This is a genomic window from Kitasatospora sp. NEAU-CNBT7 (genome assembly GCF_057220535.1).
In genome coordinates, this window is record NZ_JBXQQB010000017.1 from 62,966 (window position 1) to 81,510 (window position 18,545).

General features: G+C 73.1%; 16 protein-coding genes. 10 read left to right on the plus strand and 6 right to left on the minus strand.

Going from position 1 to position 18,545, the window contains the following annotated elements:
- Positions 1–133: 133 nt before the first annotated feature.
- Both AC2TEW_RS22145 and aceE read right to left on the minus strand, forming a co-directional pair.
- Positions 134–1,450, minus strand: coding sequence for a cryptochrome/photolyase family protein (locus AC2TEW_RS22145; RefSeq protein WP_484625065.1), 1,317 nt, complete (start codon positions 1,448–1,450; stop codon positions 134–136).
- Between the two features lie 373 nt (positions 1,451–1,823).
- A complete protein-coding gene (gene aceE, locus AC2TEW_RS22150) occupies positions 1,824–4,574 on the minus strand; it encodes a pyruvate dehydrogenase (acetyl-transferring), homodimeric type (RefSeq protein ID WP_484625066.1) in 2,751 nt (916 codons plus the stop codon).
- 518 nt (positions 4,575–5,092) lie between these two features.
- Here aceE and AC2TEW_RS22155 point away from each other — a divergent pair.
- From AC2TEW_RS22155 to AC2TEW_RS22175, 5 genes are all read left to right on the plus strand, one after another.
- Positions 5,093–5,530: a DUF3052 domain-containing protein gene (locus AC2TEW_RS22155; RefSeq protein WP_484625067.1), complete on the plus strand. Its 438-nt coding sequence runs from the start codon at positions 5,093–5,095 to the stop codon at positions 5,528–5,530.
- 234 nt (positions 5,531–5,764) lie between these two features.
- Positions 5,765–6,223 (plus strand): peroxiredoxin, encoded by a 459-nt coding sequence (locus tag AC2TEW_RS22160; protein ID WP_484625068.1) that lies wholly within the window; start codon positions 5,765–5,767, stop codon positions 6,221–6,223.
- Between the two features lie 191 nt (positions 6,224–6,414).
- Positions 6,415–6,990 carry a TerD family protein gene (locus AC2TEW_RS22165; RefSeq protein ID WP_484625069.1) on the plus strand — a complete coding sequence of 192 codons (576 nt, stop codon included), beginning with the start codon at positions 6,415–6,417 and terminating at the stop codon, positions 6,988–6,990.
- 250 nt (positions 6,991–7,240) lie between these two features.
- Positions 7,241–7,816, plus strand: a complete 576-nt coding sequence (locus AC2TEW_RS22170) for a TerD family protein (RefSeq protein ID WP_484625070.1) — start codon at positions 7,241–7,243, stop codon at positions 7,814–7,816.
- Between the two features lie 106 nt (positions 7,817–7,922).
- Positions 7,923–9,005 (plus strand): DUF475 domain-containing protein, encoded by a 1,083-nt coding sequence (locus AC2TEW_RS22175; protein WP_484625071.1) that lies wholly within the window; start codon positions 7,923–7,925, stop codon positions 9,003–9,005.
- 80 nt (positions 9,006–9,085) lie between these two features.
- Here AC2TEW_RS22175 and AC2TEW_RS22180 read toward each other — a convergent pair whose 3' ends face one another.
- Positions 9,086–10,258, minus strand: a complete 1,173-nt coding sequence (locus AC2TEW_RS22180) for a DUF2637 domain-containing protein (RefSeq protein ID WP_484625072.1) — start codon at positions 10,256–10,258, stop codon at positions 9,086–9,088.
- A gap of 338 nt (positions 10,259–10,596) precedes the next feature.
- On the opposite strand from AC2TEW_RS22180, the gene AC2TEW_RS22185 reads away from it, so the two are divergent.
- Positions 10,597–11,343 carry a Tellurium resistance gene (locus tag AC2TEW_RS22185; RefSeq protein ID WP_484625073.1) on the plus strand — a complete coding sequence of 249 codons (747 nt, stop codon included), beginning with the start codon at positions 10,597–10,599 and terminating at the stop codon, positions 11,341–11,343.
- Between the two features lie 10 nt (positions 11,344–11,353).
- Here the strand turns inward: AC2TEW_RS22185 and AC2TEW_RS22190 are convergent, their stop codons facing one another.
- Positions 11,354–12,343: a TerD family protein gene (locus AC2TEW_RS22190; protein ID WP_484625074.1), complete on the minus strand. Its 990-nt coding sequence runs from the start codon at positions 12,341–12,343 to the stop codon at positions 11,354–11,356.
- A 358-nt stretch (positions 12,344–12,701) separates the two neighbouring features.
- Between AC2TEW_RS22190 and AC2TEW_RS22195 the strand changes: the two genes are divergently transcribed.
- The 4 genes from AC2TEW_RS22195 to AC2TEW_RS22210 are packed head-to-tail and all read left to right on the plus strand — an operon-like array spanning position 12,702 to position 17,276.
- Positions 12,702–13,874 (plus strand): HpcH/HpaI aldolase/citrate lyase family protein, encoded by a 1,173-nt coding sequence (locus AC2TEW_RS22195; protein WP_484625075.1) that lies wholly within the window; start codon positions 12,702–12,704, stop codon positions 13,872–13,874.
- Between the two features lie 54 nt (positions 13,875–13,928).
- The gene (locus tag AC2TEW_RS22200) at positions 13,929–15,218 is read left to right on the plus strand and encodes a phosphoribosyltransferase family protein (protein ID WP_484625076.1); all 1,290 of its coding nucleotides are present in this window, start codon (positions 13,929–13,931) and stop codon (positions 15,216–15,218) included.
- 49 nt (positions 15,219–15,267) lie between these two features.
- The gene (locus AC2TEW_RS22205; protein WP_484625077.1) at positions 15,268–16,434 is read left to right on the plus strand and encodes a cysteine protease StiP family protein; all 1,167 of its coding nucleotides are present in this window, start codon (positions 15,268–15,270) and stop codon (positions 16,432–16,434) included.
- Positions 16,434–17,276, plus strand: a complete 843-nt coding sequence (locus tag AC2TEW_RS22210; protein ID WP_033824156.1) for an HAD family hydrolase — start codon at positions 16,434–16,436, stop codon at positions 17,274–17,276. Before AC2TEW_RS22205 ends, AC2TEW_RS22210 begins: the two co-directional genes overlap by 1 nt.
- A gap of 27 nt (positions 17,277–17,303) precedes the next feature.
- On the opposite strand, the gene AC2TEW_RS22215 is transcribed toward AC2TEW_RS22210, so the two are convergent.
- Entirely contained in the window at positions 17,304–18,071 is a 768-nt protein-coding gene (locus AC2TEW_RS22215; RefSeq protein WP_484625078.1) for a hypothetical protein, read from the minus strand.
- A gap of 32 nt (positions 18,072–18,103) precedes the next feature.
- Positions 18,104–18,331 (minus strand): FmdB family zinc ribbon protein, encoded by a 228-nt coding sequence (locus tag AC2TEW_RS22220; RefSeq protein ID WP_033824158.1) that lies wholly within the window; start codon positions 18,329–18,331, stop codon positions 18,104–18,106.
- Between the last annotated feature and the right edge of the window lie 214 nt (positions 18,332–18,545).

An 18,545-nucleotide genomic window follows, 5' to 3' on the forward strand; every position in this document is an offset into this window, starting at 1 on the left:
CCCGGCCGCCCCGCTCTCCGGGTGCGCCCATCGTCGGGCCTGCGCCCGGGGACTCCCGGCGCCGACAGGCCGGGAGTCCCCTGCCCGGCCCAACCGGGCCCACCCGCCGGTCCGGCCGCCCGCGGCGGACGGCTCAGCGGCCCCGGCCGCGCTCGAACCGCCCCTCGTCCAGACCCACGATCGGCGCCGGGTAGTCGGGCCGCTCGGGCAGCAGCCACGGCCGGTGCACCGCCGCGCCCGCGACGGACGCCAGCTCCGGCACCCAGCGGCGCACGTAGTCGCCCCGCGGGTCGAAGCGGCGGGCCTGGGCGAGCGGGTTGAGCACCCGGTTGGGCCGGGTGTCGGTGCCGGTGCCCGCCACCCACTGCCAGTTCAGCTGGTTGTTCGCGACGTCGCCGTCCACCAGCAGCGACAGGAAGTGCGCCGCCCCGGCCCGCCAGTCCAGGTACAGCGTCTTGGCCAGGAAACTCGCCGTCAGGAGCCGGGCCCGGTTGTGCATCCACCCCTCCGCGGCCAGCTGCCGCATCCCGGCGTCCACGATCGGGTAGCCGGTCCGGCCCTCCCGCCAGGCCGCCAGCTCGTCCGCGTCCCGGTGCCAGCGGTCGGCGCGCGGCCGGTAGTCGGCCCGGGCGGCGTCCGGCCGGGCGGCCAGCACCTGGTGGTGGAAGTCCCGCCAGACCAGCTGCCGGACGAACGCCTCGGCGCCCGGCCCGCCGCGCCGCTCGGCCAGCGCCACCAGCTCGGCCGCCGACAGGCAGCCGAAGTGCAGGTACGGGGAGAGCCGGGAGGTGCCGTCGCCCGCCAGGTCGTCGTGCTGCTCCTGGTACCCGTCGAGCGACCAGCGCGCCCACCGCCGCCGCCCCTCGCTCTCGCCGCCCGCCGGCAGGCCCGGCGAGTCCGGGCGCACCGCCGGCACTGCCACCCCCCGGACCTGTCCCGGCACCCGTACGCTGCGCGGCGGCGCCACCGGCGCCCTGCGCCCGGCCTGCCGCCAGGCCCGCGAGTACGGCGTGAAGACCGCGTAGTGGTCCTTCCCGGCGGGGGTGACCGCACCCGGTGCCAGCGCGGTCAGCACGGCGTCGTGCACCCGCAGCCGCCCGCCCAGGGCCTCCCGCAGCCGGGCCTCGCGCCGCTGCGCGAAACCGCTCACCCCGGCCGCCACGTGCACCCCGACCGCGCCCGTCTCCTCGGCCAGCCGCCGGGTCTCGGCCACCGCCTCGCCGCGCCGCACCACCAGCCGGCCGCCCCGGGCGCGCAGCCCGGCGTCCAGGTCGGCCAGGCAGTCGGCGAGGAAGGCGGCCCGGTTGGGCACCGCGAAGCCGGTGGCGGCGACGCCCTCGTCCAGGACGAACAGCGGCACCACCTCCTCGGCCTCGGCGAGGGCGGCGCGCAGCACCGGGTTGTCGTGCAGACGGAGGTCCTGGGTGAACAGGGCGATCGAGACGGGCATCCGCCATGCCTACTCCATCCGCGCCTCCGGCGCGCGGGGCGCGCCCGGAACCGCTCCGCAGGACACCCTCACGAGGCGGCGGGGGACCGGGAGGGCGACCGGGGCGCGTTCGCGGAGTCCCGCCGGGTCCGCGGGGCCCCCGGCGCACCGCCGACCAGGCGCCCACCGCCCCGGACCGCACCGCGTACGCGGTCCCGACGGCCTCGCCGCCCGCGGACCGGACCACCGTCCGGCAGCGGTACGGGACCGTGCCCGCCACTTTCACGGTGGCCCGGGCCGACCCGTCCCGCACCCACCCGTCCCGGCCCGGGAACGGCCGGGGGCCGGACCCCTCGGAAGGAGTCCGGCCCCCGGCGTCAGCGGGTGGAGCGGATCAGGCGTCGCCGCCGGCGGCGCCCGGGTCGGCCGCCGCCACGTCCAGCAGCTGGTAGCGGTCGATGGCCGCCTTCAGCAGGCTGCGGTCGATCTTGCCCTGCTTGGCGAGCTCGGTGAGCACGCCCAGGACCACCGACTGCGCGTCGATGTGGAAGAAGCGACGCGCCGCACCGCGGGTGTCGGCGAAGCCGAAACCGTCGGCGCCCAGCGACTGGTACTGGCCCGGCACCCAGCGCGAGATCTGGTCCGGCACCGCGCGCATCCAGTCGGACACCGCGACGAACGGGCCCTCGGCGCCCTGGAGCTTGGCCGTCACGTACGGGACGCGCTGCGGCTCCTCGGGGTGCAGCAGGTTGAACTCCTCGGCCTCCACCGCGTCGCGGCGCAGCTCGTTCCAGGAGGTCGCGGACCACACGTCGGCCTTGACGTTCCACTCCTCGGCGAGGATGCGCTGGGCCTCCAGGGCCCACGGCACCGCCACGCCGGAGGCGAGGATCTGGGCCGGGATCTGGCCCGCGGTGCCCGGCGCGTACCGGTGCAGACCCTTGAGGATGCCCTCGACGTCGACGTTCTCCGGCTCGGCCGGCATCTTGATCGGCTCGTTGTAGACCGTCATGTAGTAGAAGACGTCCTCGCCGTGCGGGAACTCCGCCGACGAGCCGTACATCCGCCGCAGACCGTCCTGGACGATGTGCGCGATCTCGAAACCGTACGCCGGGTCGTAGGCGACCACGCCGGGGTTGGTCGAGGCCAGCAGGTGCGAGTGGCCGTCCGCGTGCTGCAGGCCCTCGCCGGTCAGCGTGGTGCGGCCCGCCGTGGCGCCGATCACGAAACCGCGGGCCAGCTGGTCGGCCATCTGCCAGAACTGGTCGCCGGTGCGCTGGAACCCGAACATCGAGTAGAAGACGTAGACCGGGATCAGCGGCTCGCCGTGCGTCGCGTACGAGGAGCCGGCGGCGATCAGCGAGGCGGTGCAGCCGGCCTCGGAGATGCCGTCGTGCAGCATCTGGCCGGTCGGGGACTCCTTGTACGCCAGCAGCAGCTCGCGGTCGACCGACTCGTAGGTCTGGCCGAGCGGGTTGTAGATCTTGGCGGACGGGAAGAGCGAGTCCATGCCGAAGGTGCGGTACTCGTCCGGCGCGATCGGCACGAAGCGGTTGCCGATGCCCTTGTCCCGCATCAGGTCCTTGAGCACCCGGACGAACGCCATGGTGGTGGCGATGGTCTGGTTGCCCGAGCCCTTCTTGACCGCCTTGTAGGCGTCGTCGCCGGGGAGCTCCAGCTTGCGCGGCCGCACCTTGCGGGTCGGCACGTAACCGCCGAGCTCGCGCCGGCGGTCGTGCATGTACTGGATCTCCTCCGAGTCCTTGCCCGGGTGGTAGTAGGGCGGGTAGCCCTCGTCGAGCTGCTTGTCGGTGATCGGCAGGTGCAGCCGGTCGCGGAAGCGCTTGAGGTCCTCGACCGTGAGCTTCTTCATCTGGTGGGTCGCGTTGCGGCCCTCGAAGTTCGGACCCAGCGTCCAGCCCTTGACGGTCTGGGCGAGGATCACGGTCGGCTGGCCGACGTGCTCGCGGGCCGCCTTGAAGGCCGCGTACACCTTGGCGTGGTCGTGACCGCCGCGGCCCAGGTGCTGGATCTGCTTGTCGGTCATGTTCTCGACCATCGCGCGCAGCCGCAGGTCGCCGCCGAAGAAGTGCTCGCGGATGTACGCGCCGGTCTCGGTGGCGTACGTCTGGAACTGGCCGTCGACGGTGGTGTTCATCTTGTTGACCAGCACGCCGTCGCGGTCCTGGGCGAGCAGCGGGTCCCAGCTGCGGTCCCAGATCAGCTTGATCACGTTCCAGCCGGCGCCGCGGAACTGCGACTCCAGCTCCTGGATGATCTTGCCGTTGCCGCGGACCGGGCCGTCCAGGCGCTGCAGGTTGCAGTTGACCACGAAGGTCAGGTTGTCCAGGCCCTCGCGGGCCGCCAGCGAGAGCTGGCCGAGCGACTCGGGCTCGTCCATCTCGCCGTCGCCGAGGAAGGCGTAGACGTGCGACTGGGAGGTGTCCTTGATGCCGCGGTGCTCCAGGTACCGGTTCATCCGGGCCTGGTAGATCGCGCCGAGCGGGCCGAGGCCCATCGAGACGGTCGGGAACTCCCAGAAGTCCGGCATCAGCCGCGGGTGCGGGTAGCTGGACAGGCCGTACGGCGCCTTCGACTTCTCCTGCCGGAAGGCGTCGAGCTGCTGCTCGCTGAGCCGGTCCAGCAGGAAGGCGCGGGCGTAGATGCCGGGGGAGGCGTGACCCTGGAAGAAGATCTGGTCGCCGGACTCGCCGTCGGCGTCCTTGCCCCGGAAGAAGTAGTTGAAGCCCACGTCGTAGAGCGACGCGGAGGAGGCGAAGGTGGCGATGTGGCCACCGACGCCGATGCCGGGGCGCTGGGCCCGGGAGACCATCACGGCCGCGTTCCAGCGGGTCGCGTTCAGGACCTTGCGCTCGATCTCCTCGTTGCCGGGGAAGAACGGCTCGTCCTTGGTGGCGATGGTGTTGACGTAGTCCGTGCTGCGCATCTCGGGCACGGCGACACGCTTCTCGCGGGCGCGCTCGATCAGCCGCAGCATCAGGTAGCGGGCACGCTCGCGCCCCCGCTCGTCGATGGCGGCGTCAAGCGACTCCAGCCATTCCGCGGTCTCCTCGGGATCGAAGTCCGGGACCTGACTCGGAAGGCCGCCAATGATGATCGGGTTGCGATCGGATCCGGAAGCCACGCTGTTCCTTCACTGTCGGTCGAAACTGAGGTGTGTCGCGCCGCCTCCATCGTGTACCGCGACTCGGAGATCCGTCATCTCTACCGATCGGTAACCGTTCCACCTGTTGGGCGGAGCGGTCAGGAAGCGTGCGGCGGAGGGCGTCATTGCCTTCGCCGTGCACCCCCGGGGGTTACGAAGAGGTGGTCCGACCTGGTTACCCGGCCGCCCGATGGCGGGCGGTCAGGGTGAGGGCCAACAGGAGACTCTACGCCCGCGTGGGCGAGTCCCCCGAATGCCGTTCGCATCTCGGTCAGCTGTACGGCATGTGGCCCCGGGACCGGGGGAAGCATCGTTGTCCGGTGGGGAAAAGGGCAAATCGGTGTGATTCCCGCCACTGCGGACCGGCGTGTCCCGCCGCGACACGTCAACCTTTGGGTGGGATCGGGGGTCGGGTACTTGCGCGAACCGCCGGTCCCGTGTGGACTACGGCCACAGCCTCGGCATGGACGCCGGGCCGAATACTGGAGGTTATTCCCGTGAGCGCGACCGCGGACCCCGCGGACAAGTCCAACCCGGCACTGCGTTTCGGCTTCGAAGAGGGCCAGATCGTCCAGGAGCTCGGGTACGACGATGACAGTGACCAGGAGCTCCGCGAGGGCATCGAGGACATCACTGGTACCGAGCTCGTCGACGAGGACTACGACGACGTCGCAGACGCCGTCCTGCTGTGGCACCGCGAGGAGGACGGGGATCTCACCGACGCCCTGGTCGACGCGCTGGAGTACCTGGCGGAGGGCGGCCTGGTCTGGCTGCTGACCCCCAAGACGGGGCGTGACGGGCACATCGAGGCCTCCGACATCGCCGACGCCGCCCGCACCGCCGGTCTCGCCCAGACCAGCTCGGTGTCGGTCGCCAAGGACTGGGCCGGCACCAGGCTCGCCTCGCCGAAGGCCTCGCGCACCGGCAAGCGCTAGGTCCTCGCCCGACCGCCGAACCGGGCCCCGCTGGAGCTTCCTCCAGCGGGGCCCGGTCGCTTCGGGGCCGCGGACTGGAGGAGCTGCCGGGAGCGTTGTTCACCCAGGGCGAAACCGGGCGGTCACCAGCGGGAAGCCCTCACCCGTTCGGCCTAATGGCCCCGAACGGATGCGAGGATGCCCCTGTCCGCGCGGCGCACCGAGGGCCGCGGCACCCCAGAGGAAGGTCCCACCATGGCCATCGAGGTCGGCACCCAGGCTCCGGACTTCGAGCTGAAGAACCAGCACGGCGAGCTCGTGAAGCTCTCCGACTTCCGGGGCGAGAAGCACGTCGTCCTGGTCTTCTACCCGTTCGCCTTCACCGGGGTCTGCACCGGCGAGGTGTGCGCGATCCAGAAGGAGCTGCCCCGCCTGCAGAACGACGAGGTCCAGGTGCTCGCGGTCTCCAACGACTCGCCGTTCACCCTCCGGGTCTTCGCCGAGCAGGAGGGCCTGGAGTACCCGCTGCTGTCCGACTTCTGGCCGCACGGCGAGGTCTCCCGCGCCTACGGCGTCTTCAACGAGGAGAAGGGCTGCGCGGTGCGCGGCACCTTCGCCATCGACAAGGACGGCCAGGTCCGCTGGTCGATCGTCAACGGCCTGCCGGACGCCCGGGACGAGCAGGAGTACCTGAAGGTGCTCGGCGCGCTCTGAGCCGCTGCACCGGTGGCGGTGCCGGCCCGGCGCGCAGCTTCGAGGCGCGCCGGGCCGACTGGCCTCCCGGCGGGGAACCCGGCACTACGATCGGGCCGTTGGCAGGACAGGCGCACGCCCCGAACGGGCCGCGCCGGACACAGCACCACCGGGGGCACCGACCCGTGCCTCCCGATCCATGGAGGCAGCACGTGGGTGTCAGTCTGAGCAAGGGTGGCAACGTCTCGCTCACCAAGGAGGCCCCCGGCCTGACCGCGGTGATCGTCGGCCTCGGCTGGGACGTCCGCACCACCACCGGCAGTGGCTTCGACCTGGACGCGAGCGCCCTGCTCTGCAACGAGCAGGGCAAGGTCCGCTCGGACGCCGACTTCATCTTCTTCAACAACCTCAAGAGCGCGGACGGCTCGGTCGAGCACACCGGTGACAACCTCACCGGTGAGGGCGAGGGCGACGACGAGCAGATCAAGGTGAACCTGGCCGGCGTCCCGGCCGACATCGCCAAGATCGTGTTCCCGGTGTCGATCTACGACGCCGAGAACCGCCAGCAGAGCTTCGGCCAGGTCCGCAACGCCTTCATCCGGGTGCTCAACCAGGCCGGCGGCGCCGAGATCGCCCGCTACGACCTGAGCGAGGACGCCTCCACCGAGACCGCGATGGTCTTCGGTGAGCTCTACCGCAACGGCGCCGAGTGGAAGTTCCGGGCCATCGGCCAGGGCTACGCCTCCGGCCTGCGCGGCATCGCCCAGGACTTCGGGGTGAACGTCTGACCGACGTGACAGTCGCATAGGCTGCACCACCTGGGGCCGGCGGGAGCGATCAGCGCTCCCGCCGGCCCCTGTGCTGCCCCGGCCCGCCGACGGGCCGGGGAGTTCAGGAAGTTCAGGCGGGAGTGCAGCACTGCACGGGCGCCGGTGGGCGTAGACCTTTGGGGTGCGCCGACCGCACCGTCGTGCGGCGGCAGAGCTGGAACCCGTGGACTCGGACCCCCGAGATGCGGGGGGACTAGGGAGGAAGTACATGAGCGTCACGCTCGCCAAGGGCGGCAACGTCTCGCTGACCAAGGCCGCGCCGAACCTGACCCAGGTGCAGATCGGCCTCGGCTGGGACGCCCGCTCGACCACCGGGGCGTCGTTCGACCTCGACGCGAGTGCGCTGCTCTGCTCCGGCGGCAAGGTGCTGGGCGACGAGTACTTCGTCTTCTACAACAACCTCAAGAGCCCCGAGGGCTCGGTCGAGCACCAGGGCGACAACCTGACCGGCGACGGGGACGGCGACGACGAGGTGGTCCAGGTCCACCTCGACCTGGTGCCGGCCCAGGTCGACAAGGTGGTCTTCGCCGTGTCCATCTACGACGCCGAGTCGCGGATGCAGAGCTTCGGCCAGGTCGGCAACGCCTACATCCGGGTGGTCGACCAGGCCGACGGTTCCGAGATCGCCCGCTACGACCTGAGCGAGGACGCCTCCACCGAGACCGCGATGATCTTCGGTGAGCTCTACCGCTACCAGGGCGAGTGGAAGTTCCGTGCGGTGGGCCAGGGTTACGCCTCCGGCCTGCGCGGGATCGTCCAGGACTTCGGCGTCAACGTATCGTAAGGCCCGGTTCGAGCAGCCGTACCTCCGGCGGGCGCTGTGCCCCGGAACCCCTGCGGGCCGGCCCGCCCCGGCCTGGAACCACTGAAATCGAAAGGTAACTGACCCCGTGTTCCTCCGCACATTCGGATGGTCCTTCGCCATCACGATCGCCGGCCTGATCGCCGCCGGCCTGATCTGGGGGGCCGAAGGATTCGGCGTGGTGCTGATCCTCTCGGTCCTCGAGATCTCCCTCTCGTTCGACAACGCGGTCGTCAACGCCACGGTCCTGAAGCGGATGAACCCCTTCTGGCAGAAGATCTTCCTCACCGTCGGCGTGCTGATCGCCGTCTTCGGCATGCGGCTGATCTTCCCGCTGCTGGTGGTCGGCCTGACCGCGCACCTCAGCCCGGGCACCGTGATCGAGCTGGCGCTGGACTCCTCCAAGACGTACGAGGGCCTCACCTACGCCCAGTACCTGGAGGCGGCCAACCCGGCCATCGCGGCCTTCGGCGGCATCTTCCTGCTGATGATCTTCCTCGACTTCATCTTCGAGGAGAAGGACTTCAACTGGCTGCGCTGGCTGGAGAAGCCGCTGGAGAAGATCGGCAAGCTGGACGCCCTCTCCTCGGTGATCGCGCTGGTCGTCCTCGCACTGTCCTCCCGGCTGTTCGCCGCCGAGCACGCCGAGACCGTCCTGCTGGCCGGCCTGATGGGCCTGGCCACCTACCTCGCCGTGAACGGCCTCTCCGGGGTCTTCGAGTCCGGCCTGGAGGCGCAGGAGGAGGCCGAGGAGGAGGCCGAGAAGACCGGTAAGTCGATCGTCCAGGTCGGCGGCAAGGCCGCGTTCTTCCTCTTCCTGTACCTGGAGGTGCTCGACGCCTCGTTCTCGTTCGACGGCGTGGTCGGCGCGTTCGCCATCTCCCAGGACATCTTCATGATCACGCTGGGCCTCGGCATCGGCGCGATGTACATCCGCTCGCTCACCGTCTTCCTGGTCCGCAAGGGCACCCTGGACGACTACGTGTACCTGGAGCACGGCGCGCACTACGCGATCGGCGCGCTGGCGGTCATCCTGCTGGTCGGCATCGAGTACCACATCCCGGAGATCGTCACCGGGCTGATCGGCGTCGCGTTCATCGGTGCGGCGCTGCTCTCCTCGATCGTCCGCAACAAGCGCGAACAGACGCTCGAGGAGAGTCCGGCCGCCTGACCGGTCCCCCCCCCCGCAACGCCGAAGGGGTCCCCCGCACCGAGTGTGCGGGGGACCCCTTCGCCGTGCTCGCGCGGTGGTCAGCCGAGCTGCTGCTCGATGGCGCGCAGCTTGCGCTCCAGCGAGTCGAGCTTGGGCATCGACAGCGTGTCGTCGTCGGCGGTCAGGTCGACCGAGCCGTACGAGGAGGAGCCGTAGGAGGAGGACGAGCCGAACGAGGGCGAGGAGCTCAGGTACGGGTCCGAGGCGTACGGGTCACCGGCGGCCGGGGCCGACGAAGCCGAGGAGGAGGAGGAGGAGGAGCCCACGGCGGCGCGGGGCCGGCGGCCGGCCGACAGCGCGGCGGGTTCGAGCGAGGAGGGACCGCTGGGGTCGGCGGACTCCTTGGCTAGGGCAGGCTCCGTAGCGGGCTGGCCGTCGCCGCCGACCGGCAGGGCCGGCACCTGGCGGCCGCCGCGGGCCCGGGCCAGCATGCCGCCCTGGCGGGCGATCGCCTTCAGCTCGGCCCGCTCGCGGCGGTCGGCGCTGCGGGCCCGCACCTTGGCGTCCAGCTTGGCCTGGCGCTCCTCGCGGACCTCCTCGACCGCTTCGTCGAGGCTGCGGACGTTCTCGAGCAGCATCAGCGACCAGGCCGCGTAGGTCTCGCGGGGGGCGCGCAGCCAGCGCACGATCCGGATCTGCGGCAGCGGGCGGGGGATCAGGCCCTGCTCGCGCAGGGCGGCCCGGCGGGTCTGCTTGAGCGCGCGGTCGAACAGCACGGCGGCCGAGATCGACATGCCGGCGAAGAACTGCGGGGCGCCGTCGTGCATGCCGCCGCGCGGCGCGTGCACCCAGTTGAACCAGGCCGAGGCGACCGCGAACAGCCAGACCAGCAGGCGGGAGCCGAGCGCGGCGTCACCGTGGCTGGCCTCGCGGACGGCGAGCACCGAGCAGAACATCGCGGCGCCGTCCAGGCCGAACGGGACCAGGTACTCCCAGCCGCCGGAGAGGTTCAGGTTCTGCTGGCCGAAACCGACCAGACCGTGGAAGGAGAGCGCCGCGGCCACGCCGGCGCAGCAGAAGAGCAGCACGTACGAGGCGCCGCCGTAGACGGCCTCCTTGCGGCGCCGGCGCTCCTCGCTGCGTTCCCAGGAGTCGGCGCTCTCGTCGGCACCGTTGTTCTTGAAGCGCAGGAAGGCCACCAGGATGGCGGTGAACAGCAGGGCTGCGCCGCCGACGACGGCCCAGACCAGCTGTATGGAGGAGAGGTTCATCGCGGGGAGGGCCTCGGCTTTCCGCAGGGACGAAGAGGAGCTTCGCGGTCGGGCACAGGGGCCGGATCCCGCCGGGGGGAGGCGGGTCTGACGGTACGTCGCGGACGCCGGGGACGTGGCGGGCGGGACACCTGTGCGGAGAGACGATATCGCGTCCAGGGGTGCGGCATGTTACGGGAGTGGGGATCCTTCGGCCAGCAGCGGAACGCGGGCCGGCTGACGTTGACTCACCGGCACCGGGTGGGTATGGCCCTGATGGCGCGGTACGGGCACGATGGGAGGGCCGGCTGCGGGATCATGGGCCCGGTCGGATCGGACTGGCTCTGGGGGAGGACGCGATGGTCTCGGTGTGGGAGTTCCTGAAGGGTGATCGGAACAGTGTGGACTCCGGCGGCCAGTTCAAGATCACGCTGACCAAGTCCCGCCCGCAGCACGCGATCACCGGCTCGGCCGCCACCACCGGCTACCTGTACGTCAACCTGCACTGGGCGGCCCGGACCGCCGACGGCCCGGGCGGCGGCTCCTCGCTGCGCCGGCTGTTCGACCCGCGGATCCTGCGGCCGATGGCGCCGGACTCCTTCAACCGGCCCCAGCTGAACGTCGACCTCGACCTCGCCTGCCTGTACGAGCTGGCCGACGGCACCCGGGGCGTGGTCCAGCCGCTCGGCCAGCTCTTCGGCGACCTGAACCGGCCGCCGTACATCAAGCTGAGCGGCGACGACGTCTACGGTGCGCCGTCCGGCGAGACGATGTACATCAACCTGGAGAAGAAGGACCAGTTCAAGCGCTTACTGATCTTCGTCTACATCTACGACGACACCCCGGCCTTCGACCGCACCCACGCCACCGTGACCATCGTGCCGCAGAGCGGCCCGCGGCTGGAGATCAAGCTGGACGAACGGGCCCCGGCGGCCCGCTCCTGCGCGGTGGTGCTGATCGAGAACTCCGGGGACGGCCAGCTCACCGTCCGCCGCGAGGTGCGGTACGTGCACGGCTTCCAGTCCGACCTGGACCGGCTCTACGGCTTCGGCATGCAGTGGCAGCGCGGCTACAAGAGCGGACCGAGCGCCCCCGGCGGCAGCTGAGCCGCCCCGGTCAGCGCGGCTGGAACTGCGGGCCCTGCGGCGGCAGCACGAAGCCGCCGGGCTGCTGCGGACGGGCCGGCGGCGCCGGCGGCTGCGGGGGAGCGACCTGCTGCTGCGGGTGGCCGTACCCGGTCGGCGGCTGCTGCGGCGGGTAGCCGTAGCCCGTCGGGTGCGGCTGCTGCGGGGGGTAGCCGTACCCCGGGTAGCCGGCCGGCTGGGGCTGCGGCGACTGCTGGGGCGGGTAGCCGTAGCCCGCCGGGGGCGTGCTCGGCGGAGGCGGCACCGGCGCGGCCGCGGGGCCGGGCGGCGGGGTGAGCGGGGCCGCCGGGGTGGCCGGAGCGAGGGTGTAGGTGTCCGGCTCCTCGACCGGCGGCGCGCTGTGCTGGTCCTCGGGCAGGCGCTGCAGCTGGGCGCCGCCGGTGGAGTCCGGGCCGCCCGGGACGCCGTCGGCGTCGTCCTCGACCGCGATGCCGTAGTCGGTGGCCAGGCCGCCGAGACCGCTGGTGTAGCCCTGCCCGACGGCGCGGAACTTCCAGCCGCCGTCGCGCCGGTACAGCTCGGCCGCCACCAGCGCGGTGACCTCGCCGGTGTCCGTCACCGCGAACCGGGCCAGCGGATCGGCGCCCTCGGGCGCCGCCGCGTCGTGCAGCAGCACCCGCAGACCGGGCACGGAACGGAACGAACCGCCCTCGGCGGAGCCCGCCAGCACCACCCGGTCGACCTCGGCCGGCAGCTTGGCGAGGTCCACCTCGATGGCGTCCCAGACCTCGGAACCGGAGTCCGAGCCCTGCTTGGGCAGGTGGCGCACCAGGCCGGACGGGTGCCGGGGCTGGTTGTAGAAGACGAAGTCGGCGTCCGAGCGGACCTTGCCGCCGGCGCCCACGAGCAGCGCGGAGGCGTCCACGTCGGGGGTGCCGGGCGAGTCCGTCCAGCGCAGCACGGCGCGGACCGCGGCGGCCGTCAGCGGGATGTTGGCGCCCTTCGCCATCTCATGCGTCATAGCGCACCATCCTGCCCGTTCGCGACCGGTTCGGACAACGCGCCTCCCCCGCCGGCCGCCGCGCGGACGGGCCCGCGGGCGGCCGTGGGGAGGACCGCGGGAGCGCGTTGTGTGAAGCGGATGGCAACCTTCCGAGAATTCGATGTTTCAAGGCGCCGGATGGCCGAATCTGTCCGTACGATAAGCCGCCAACGGCTCTGGCCTCCCGCCCCTCCCCGAACGCCCCACCCGGCTGCGCACGGATCACGGGCTGCGGTGGAACCCGGGCGAACCATTCGTCCGGCTCATCCGTCCAACTGTTGAGGCGTCACCGGCCCCGCCCCGCGGCGGGTCGCAACCAAACCCAGGGGAGGGCACTTTGCGCCACTTCGGTCACCTCGCGGAGGACGTCCGCGGCCGGCTCTTCCTGCGCCAGCCGGCCGTCTTCGACCGGACCGCCGACGCCGCGGTGCTCGCCACCGCCCTCGGCGCCACCCTGTACAGCCCCGCCACCCGGGCCACCCTCGCCGCGGACATCCGCAAGCAGGCCGGCCGCGGCGTGGTCTCCATGGTGCTCTGCCTGGAGGACGCGATAGCCGACCACGAGGTCCCCGCCGCCGAGGCCAACCTCGTCGCGCACCTCGCCGAGCTCGCCGCGGACCCCGGAGGGGAGCTCCCGCTGCTGTTCGTCCGGGTCCGCGCCGCCGGCCAGATCACCGACCTGACCGCCCGGCTCGGCGCCGCGACCGCCCTGCTCACCGGCTTCGTGGTGCCGAAGTTCACCGAGGAGAGCGGCGCCGCCTTCCTGGACGCCCTCACCGAGGCCGAGGCCGCCTGCGGCCGGCGGCTGTTCGCCATGCCGGTCCTGGAGTCCCCGGAACTCGCCCACCTGGAGAGCCGCCGCGACACCCTGTTCGGCGTCGCCCGCCTGCTGGAGAAGTACCGCGAGCGGATCCTCGCCGTCCGGCTCGGCGTGACCGACCTGTGCTCCGCCTACGGGCTGCGCCGCTCGCCGGACCTGACCGCCTACGACGTCGCCCTGGTGGCCGGCGTGATCGGCGACGTGGTCAACGTGCTCGGCCGGGCCGACGGCAGCGGCTTCACCATCACCGGCCCGGTCTGGGAGTACTTCCCGGTCCAGGAGCGGATCTTCAAGCCGCAGCTGCGCCGCACCCCGTTCGCCGAGGCGCACCCGCCCGCGGAGGGCCTGCGCCAGCAGATCATCGAGCACGACCTGGACGGCCTGATCCGCGAGATCGAGCTCGACCGGGCCAACGGCCTGCTCGGCAAGACCTGCATCCACCCCAGCCACGTCCCCGCCGTGCACGCACTGTCCGTGGTCACCCACGAGGAGTACTCGGACGCCCAGGACATCCTCCAGCAGAGCCTCGGCGGCGGCGGGGTGCTGCGTTCGGCGTACACCAACAAGATGAACGAGGCCAAGCCGCACCGCGCCTGGGCCGAGCGGGTGCTGCTGCGGGCCGAGGTCTTCGGCGTGGCCCGCGAGGAGGTCAGCTTCGCCGAGCTGCTCAGCGCCTGCCTGTGCCCCTGAGCAGGGCCGGAGCACGTACCCTCGCCCGAGCGGCACCACCCGAAAGCAGGAGTTTTGACAGCACAGCACGCGCAGCCGGCGCCCTGGACCGGCCAGTGGGTCACCGACCGGCTGGATCTGCGGCTCACCGGCTCCCCCGAGCTGCCCGCCCTGATCGGCCTCGCCCTGCGGAAGAACCCCCGGCGGGCCCACCTGCTGGTCTCCGGGGTGCTCGGCAAGCACGTCCCGCAGCGCCCCGCCGTGGTGCACGGCGCCGGCCTGGAGCTCGGCCGCCGGGTCCGCGAACTGCTCGGCCCCGAGGCCGCCGCCCGGGCCGTGGTGCTCGGCTACGCGGAGACCGCCACCGCGCTCGGCCACAGCGTCGCCGACGGCCTGGACGCGCCCTACCTGCACTCCACCCGCCGGCCGGTGGCCGGGGTGGCGGCGGTCGGCGGCTTCGAGGAGGAGCACTCGCACGCCACCTCCCACCTGCTGCTGCCCGAGGACCCGGCGCTGCTGGCCGGGGACGGGCCGCTGGTCCTGGTGGACGACGAGTTCTCCACCGGCAACACGGTGCTCAACACCGTCCGCGCCCTGCACGCCACCCACCCCCGCAGCCACTACGTGGTGGTCGCCCTGGTGGACCTGCGCACCGCTGCGGACCGCACCCGGCTGGCCGAGGCCGCCGCCGAGCTCGGCGCCCGGCTCGACCTGGTCGCCACCGCCGACGGCGGGGTCGAACTGCCGCCGGACGCGCTCGCCCGGGCGCAGGCCCTGATCGAGGCGGCCGACCCCCAGGCGCCGCTGCCGGCCGGGGAGCCCGCCCCGCTGGCGCGGGTCGAGCTGGACTGGCCGGCCGGCCTGCCCGACGGCGGACGGCACGGCTTCACCCGCGACCACCGGGCCCGGCTGGAACGGGCGCTGCCGGCCTTCGCCGCCCAGCTGGCCGGCCACGTCACCGGCGGGAGCGTCCTGGTGCTCGGCTTCGAGGAGCTGATGTACGCGCCGCTGCGCCTCGCCGGGGCGCTGGCCGAACGGCTCGGGGAGCACCGGGTGCGGTTCTCCACCACCACCCGCTCCCCGGTACTGGCCGTGGACGACCCGGGCTACGCGATCCGCACCCGGCTGGCCTTCCCGGCCCACGACGACCCGGCCGACGGGCCGGGCGAGCGCTACGCCTACAACGTCGCCCCCGGCGACGACGTCTCCCGCCGCTTCGACAGCGTGGTCCTGGTGGTGGACGACCCGGCCGACACCCCCGCCCTGGCCGAGGGCGAACGGGCCCTGCTGCAGCAGTTGCGGCAGGTCACCGACCAGGTGGTGCTGGCCGTTCTCCCCTCGTACCGCCCATCGACACCCCGCTGACGTCTCGCTGCACCACCATGCAAGCTGAGCACCCCCACCGAAGGCCGGCATGATCACCGACACCAATCCGACCACCTCGCCGCCGCTGTACGGACCGGCGTTCTCCTCCTACCCGGCGCAGGACGTCACCTGGCTGCTCAAGGACCTCTCCGGGGTGGCGCTGGAGGCCCCGACCGAGGAGCGCGAGGAGGCCGTCCAGTCGGGCGGCGCCCACTACGCCGAGTCGCTGCCGGTCGAGTACCAGCCCAGCCCCGAGTACCAGGAGCTGTTCCAGCAGGCGCTGACCGCCTCGGCCGAGCGGATCGCGCTGGCGGTCGGCACCGTCGCCGAGACGCTGCTGCGCGAGCGCGGCCGGGGCCTGGTGCTGGCCTCGCTGGCCCGGGCCGGCACCCCGGTCGGCATCCTGATCCGCCGCTGGCTGGGCTTCGCCCACGGTCTGGACGTCCCGCACTACACCGTGTCGATCGTCCGCGGGCGCGGCATCGACCGGGTCGCGCTGCGCTACCTGGCCGGCCACCACCCGGCCGGGGACGTGGTCTTCGTCGACGGCTGGACCGGCAAGGGCGCGATCACCAGGGAGCTGGCCGCCGCGCTGGACGGCACCGGCTTCGACCCCGACCTCGCGGTGCTCGCCGACCCCGGCGGCTGCGTGCGCACCTACGGCACCCGGGACGACTTCCTGATCCCGTCGGCCTGCCTCAACTCCACCGTCTCCGGCCTGATCTCGCGGACCGTGCTGCGCGACGACCTGATCGGCCCGGACGAGTTCCACGGCGCCAAGTTCTACCGCGAGCTCGGCGGCGCCGACGTCTCGCAGGCCTTCGTCGCCGCGGTGGTGGACCGCTTCGAGAGCGTCCGGGAGGCCGCCGCGGCCGCGGCCCGGCGCCTCGCCGCCGAGGACCGCGCCCCCACCTGGGAGGGCTGGGCCGCGGTCGAGCGGATCAGCGCCGAGTACGGCATCGACAACGTCAACCTGGTCAAGCCCGGCGTCGGCGAGACCACCCGGGTGATGCTCCGCCGGGTGCCGTGGCGGGTGCTGGCCCGCCGCGGGGCCGGCACCGACCTGGACCACGTCCGGCTGCTGGCCGAGCAGCGCGGCGTACCCGTGGAGGAGGTGGACGGGCTGCCGTACTCCTGCGTGGGCCTGATCCACCCCCGCTACACCCGGGGCGCCGTCGGCGCCGACGGGACCGCAGTGCGAGCGGAGGACAACTGATGGACAGCCGGTTCCTGGTGGCGAGCGACCTCGACCGCACCCTGATCTACTCCAACCGGGCGCTGGCCCTGGAGATGCCCGACCGGCTGGCCCCGCGGCTGCTGGCGGTCGAGGTGCACGACGGGCGGGCGCTGTCCTTCATGACCGAGGAGGCGGCCGAGCTGCTGGTCGAGCTGACCGCGCTGGCCACCTTCGTCCCCGCCACCACCCGGACCCGCGCCCAGTACGAGCGGGTCCACCTGCCCGGGCCGGTCCCCGGCTGGATCCCGAAGTACGCGATCTGCGCCAACGGCGGCCACCTGCTGGTCGACGGCGTGCCGGACCAGGACTGGCAGACCGAGGTGCGCGGCCGGCTGGCCGCCTCGTGCGCCCCGCTCGCCGAGGTGGTCGAGCACCTGGCGATCACCGCCGACCCGGAGTGGACCCACAAGCGGCGGGTCGCCGAGGACCTGTTCGCCTACCTGGTGGTCGAGCGCGCCGACCTGCCGGAGGGCTGGCTCGCCGAGCTGACCGGCTGGTCGGAGGAGCGCGGCTGGAACATCTCGCTGCAGGGCCGCAAGGTGTACGCGGTGCCGTCGCCGCTGAGCAAGAGCGCCGCGTTGGCCGAGGTCGAGCGTCGGACCGGCGCCGCCACCGTGCTGTCCGCCGGCGACTCGCTGCTCGATGCGGACCTGCTGCTCGCCGCCGACCACGGCTGGCGCCCCGGCCACGGCGAGCTGGCCGAGGCCGGCTGGACGGCGCCCGGGGTCACCGCGCTGGAGCGGATCGGGGTCTCGGCCGGCGAGGAGATCGTCCGGCGGATGCTGGCCCGGGTCCGGGCCGGGGCCTCCGTCCAGGTCTGACGGCCGCCCGCGGCGGACCGCCCGGTCTCAGGCGCGGGGCCGGCGGTGGCCGCCGCGCAGGACCAGCGCGGGCGTCCCCTCGTCGTACGCGCCGCAGGCGGTCGCCGACCACGGGGACCACTGCTGCGGGACGGCGTAGTACGGCACCAGCACCGGTGGCCCGCCCCGGCGGCCCGCCCCGGCCGCGGGCAGCAGCGCGGGCAGCACGTCCGGGTGCTGTCCGGCCAGGATGGCGTTGCGGCAGGACGCGCAGGCCGGGCGCCGGTCCGCGGCGGCCTCCCGGGCGCCGACGGTGGGCCGGCGGCGGGACTTGCGGGACACCGCCTTGCCGCCGCCGGCCGCGGGCGCCGCGGCCGGGCCGTGCAGCGGGTTGTAGAAGCAGCGCACGGCGAACGGCCGGGGCCGCCCGCCCGCGTGCACGGTGTGCGCGGCGGCCAGCCGTTCGACCGCCTGTTCGGCCAGCACCACGGCGGCGGTCAGGTCGGGCAGGTCGGTGCCGTCCGGCAGCCCGGCGGCCTCGTCGAGCAGCCGCCCGGCGGCCTCGTACGCCTCCAGCGCCCACAGGTAGTCCCGGCGCGCCGCGGTCTCCCCGGGCGGCAGGCTCAGCTCCGCGGCGCGGAAGAGGTCCCCCGCTGCGGCGACCCGCTCGGCGGCGACGGCGGACAGCCGGTCGCGCAGCACCTGCCACTCGCGCAGGACGAGTTCCCCGGCCTCCTTCGACTCGCGGCGGCCGGGCGGCCGCGGGCCCTGTTCCGCGGGCCGGAGCAGGCCGAGGAACCACCAGCGTCGGAACACCTGAACACCCCCGATGAACAGTGCTCGCCCGGTCAGCCGCAGCAGCCCCCGCCGCAGCAGCCCCCGCCGCCGCCCGACGAGGGGGCGGGGGCGGCCTGGGCCGAGGCGGAGGAGCCGCCGGTGACGGCGACCGTGGAGAGCAGCTTCACCGTGTCGGCGTGCCCCTGGGGGCAGACGGCCGGGTCGTTGGCCTGGGCCATGGCACGGCGGAGTTCGAAGGTGGCTCCGCAGGAGCGGCAGCGGAAGTCGTAGCGAGGCATGAGGGCAGCGTACCGACGTTCGGCCACCTCGAACCCCCTGCGGCACACGGCCGGCCGGAAGGACCGGGGCAGGCCCTGGCCCGGGGCACCCCTGGGCCCGGGCAACCTCTGCGCGGGGCATCCCTGCGCGGGCAACCGATGGGGGCGCGAGGAACTGCGCGACATCGGAAGTGACGGCGCCGCACCTCCCGCTTCGCGCAGTTCCTCGCGCCCC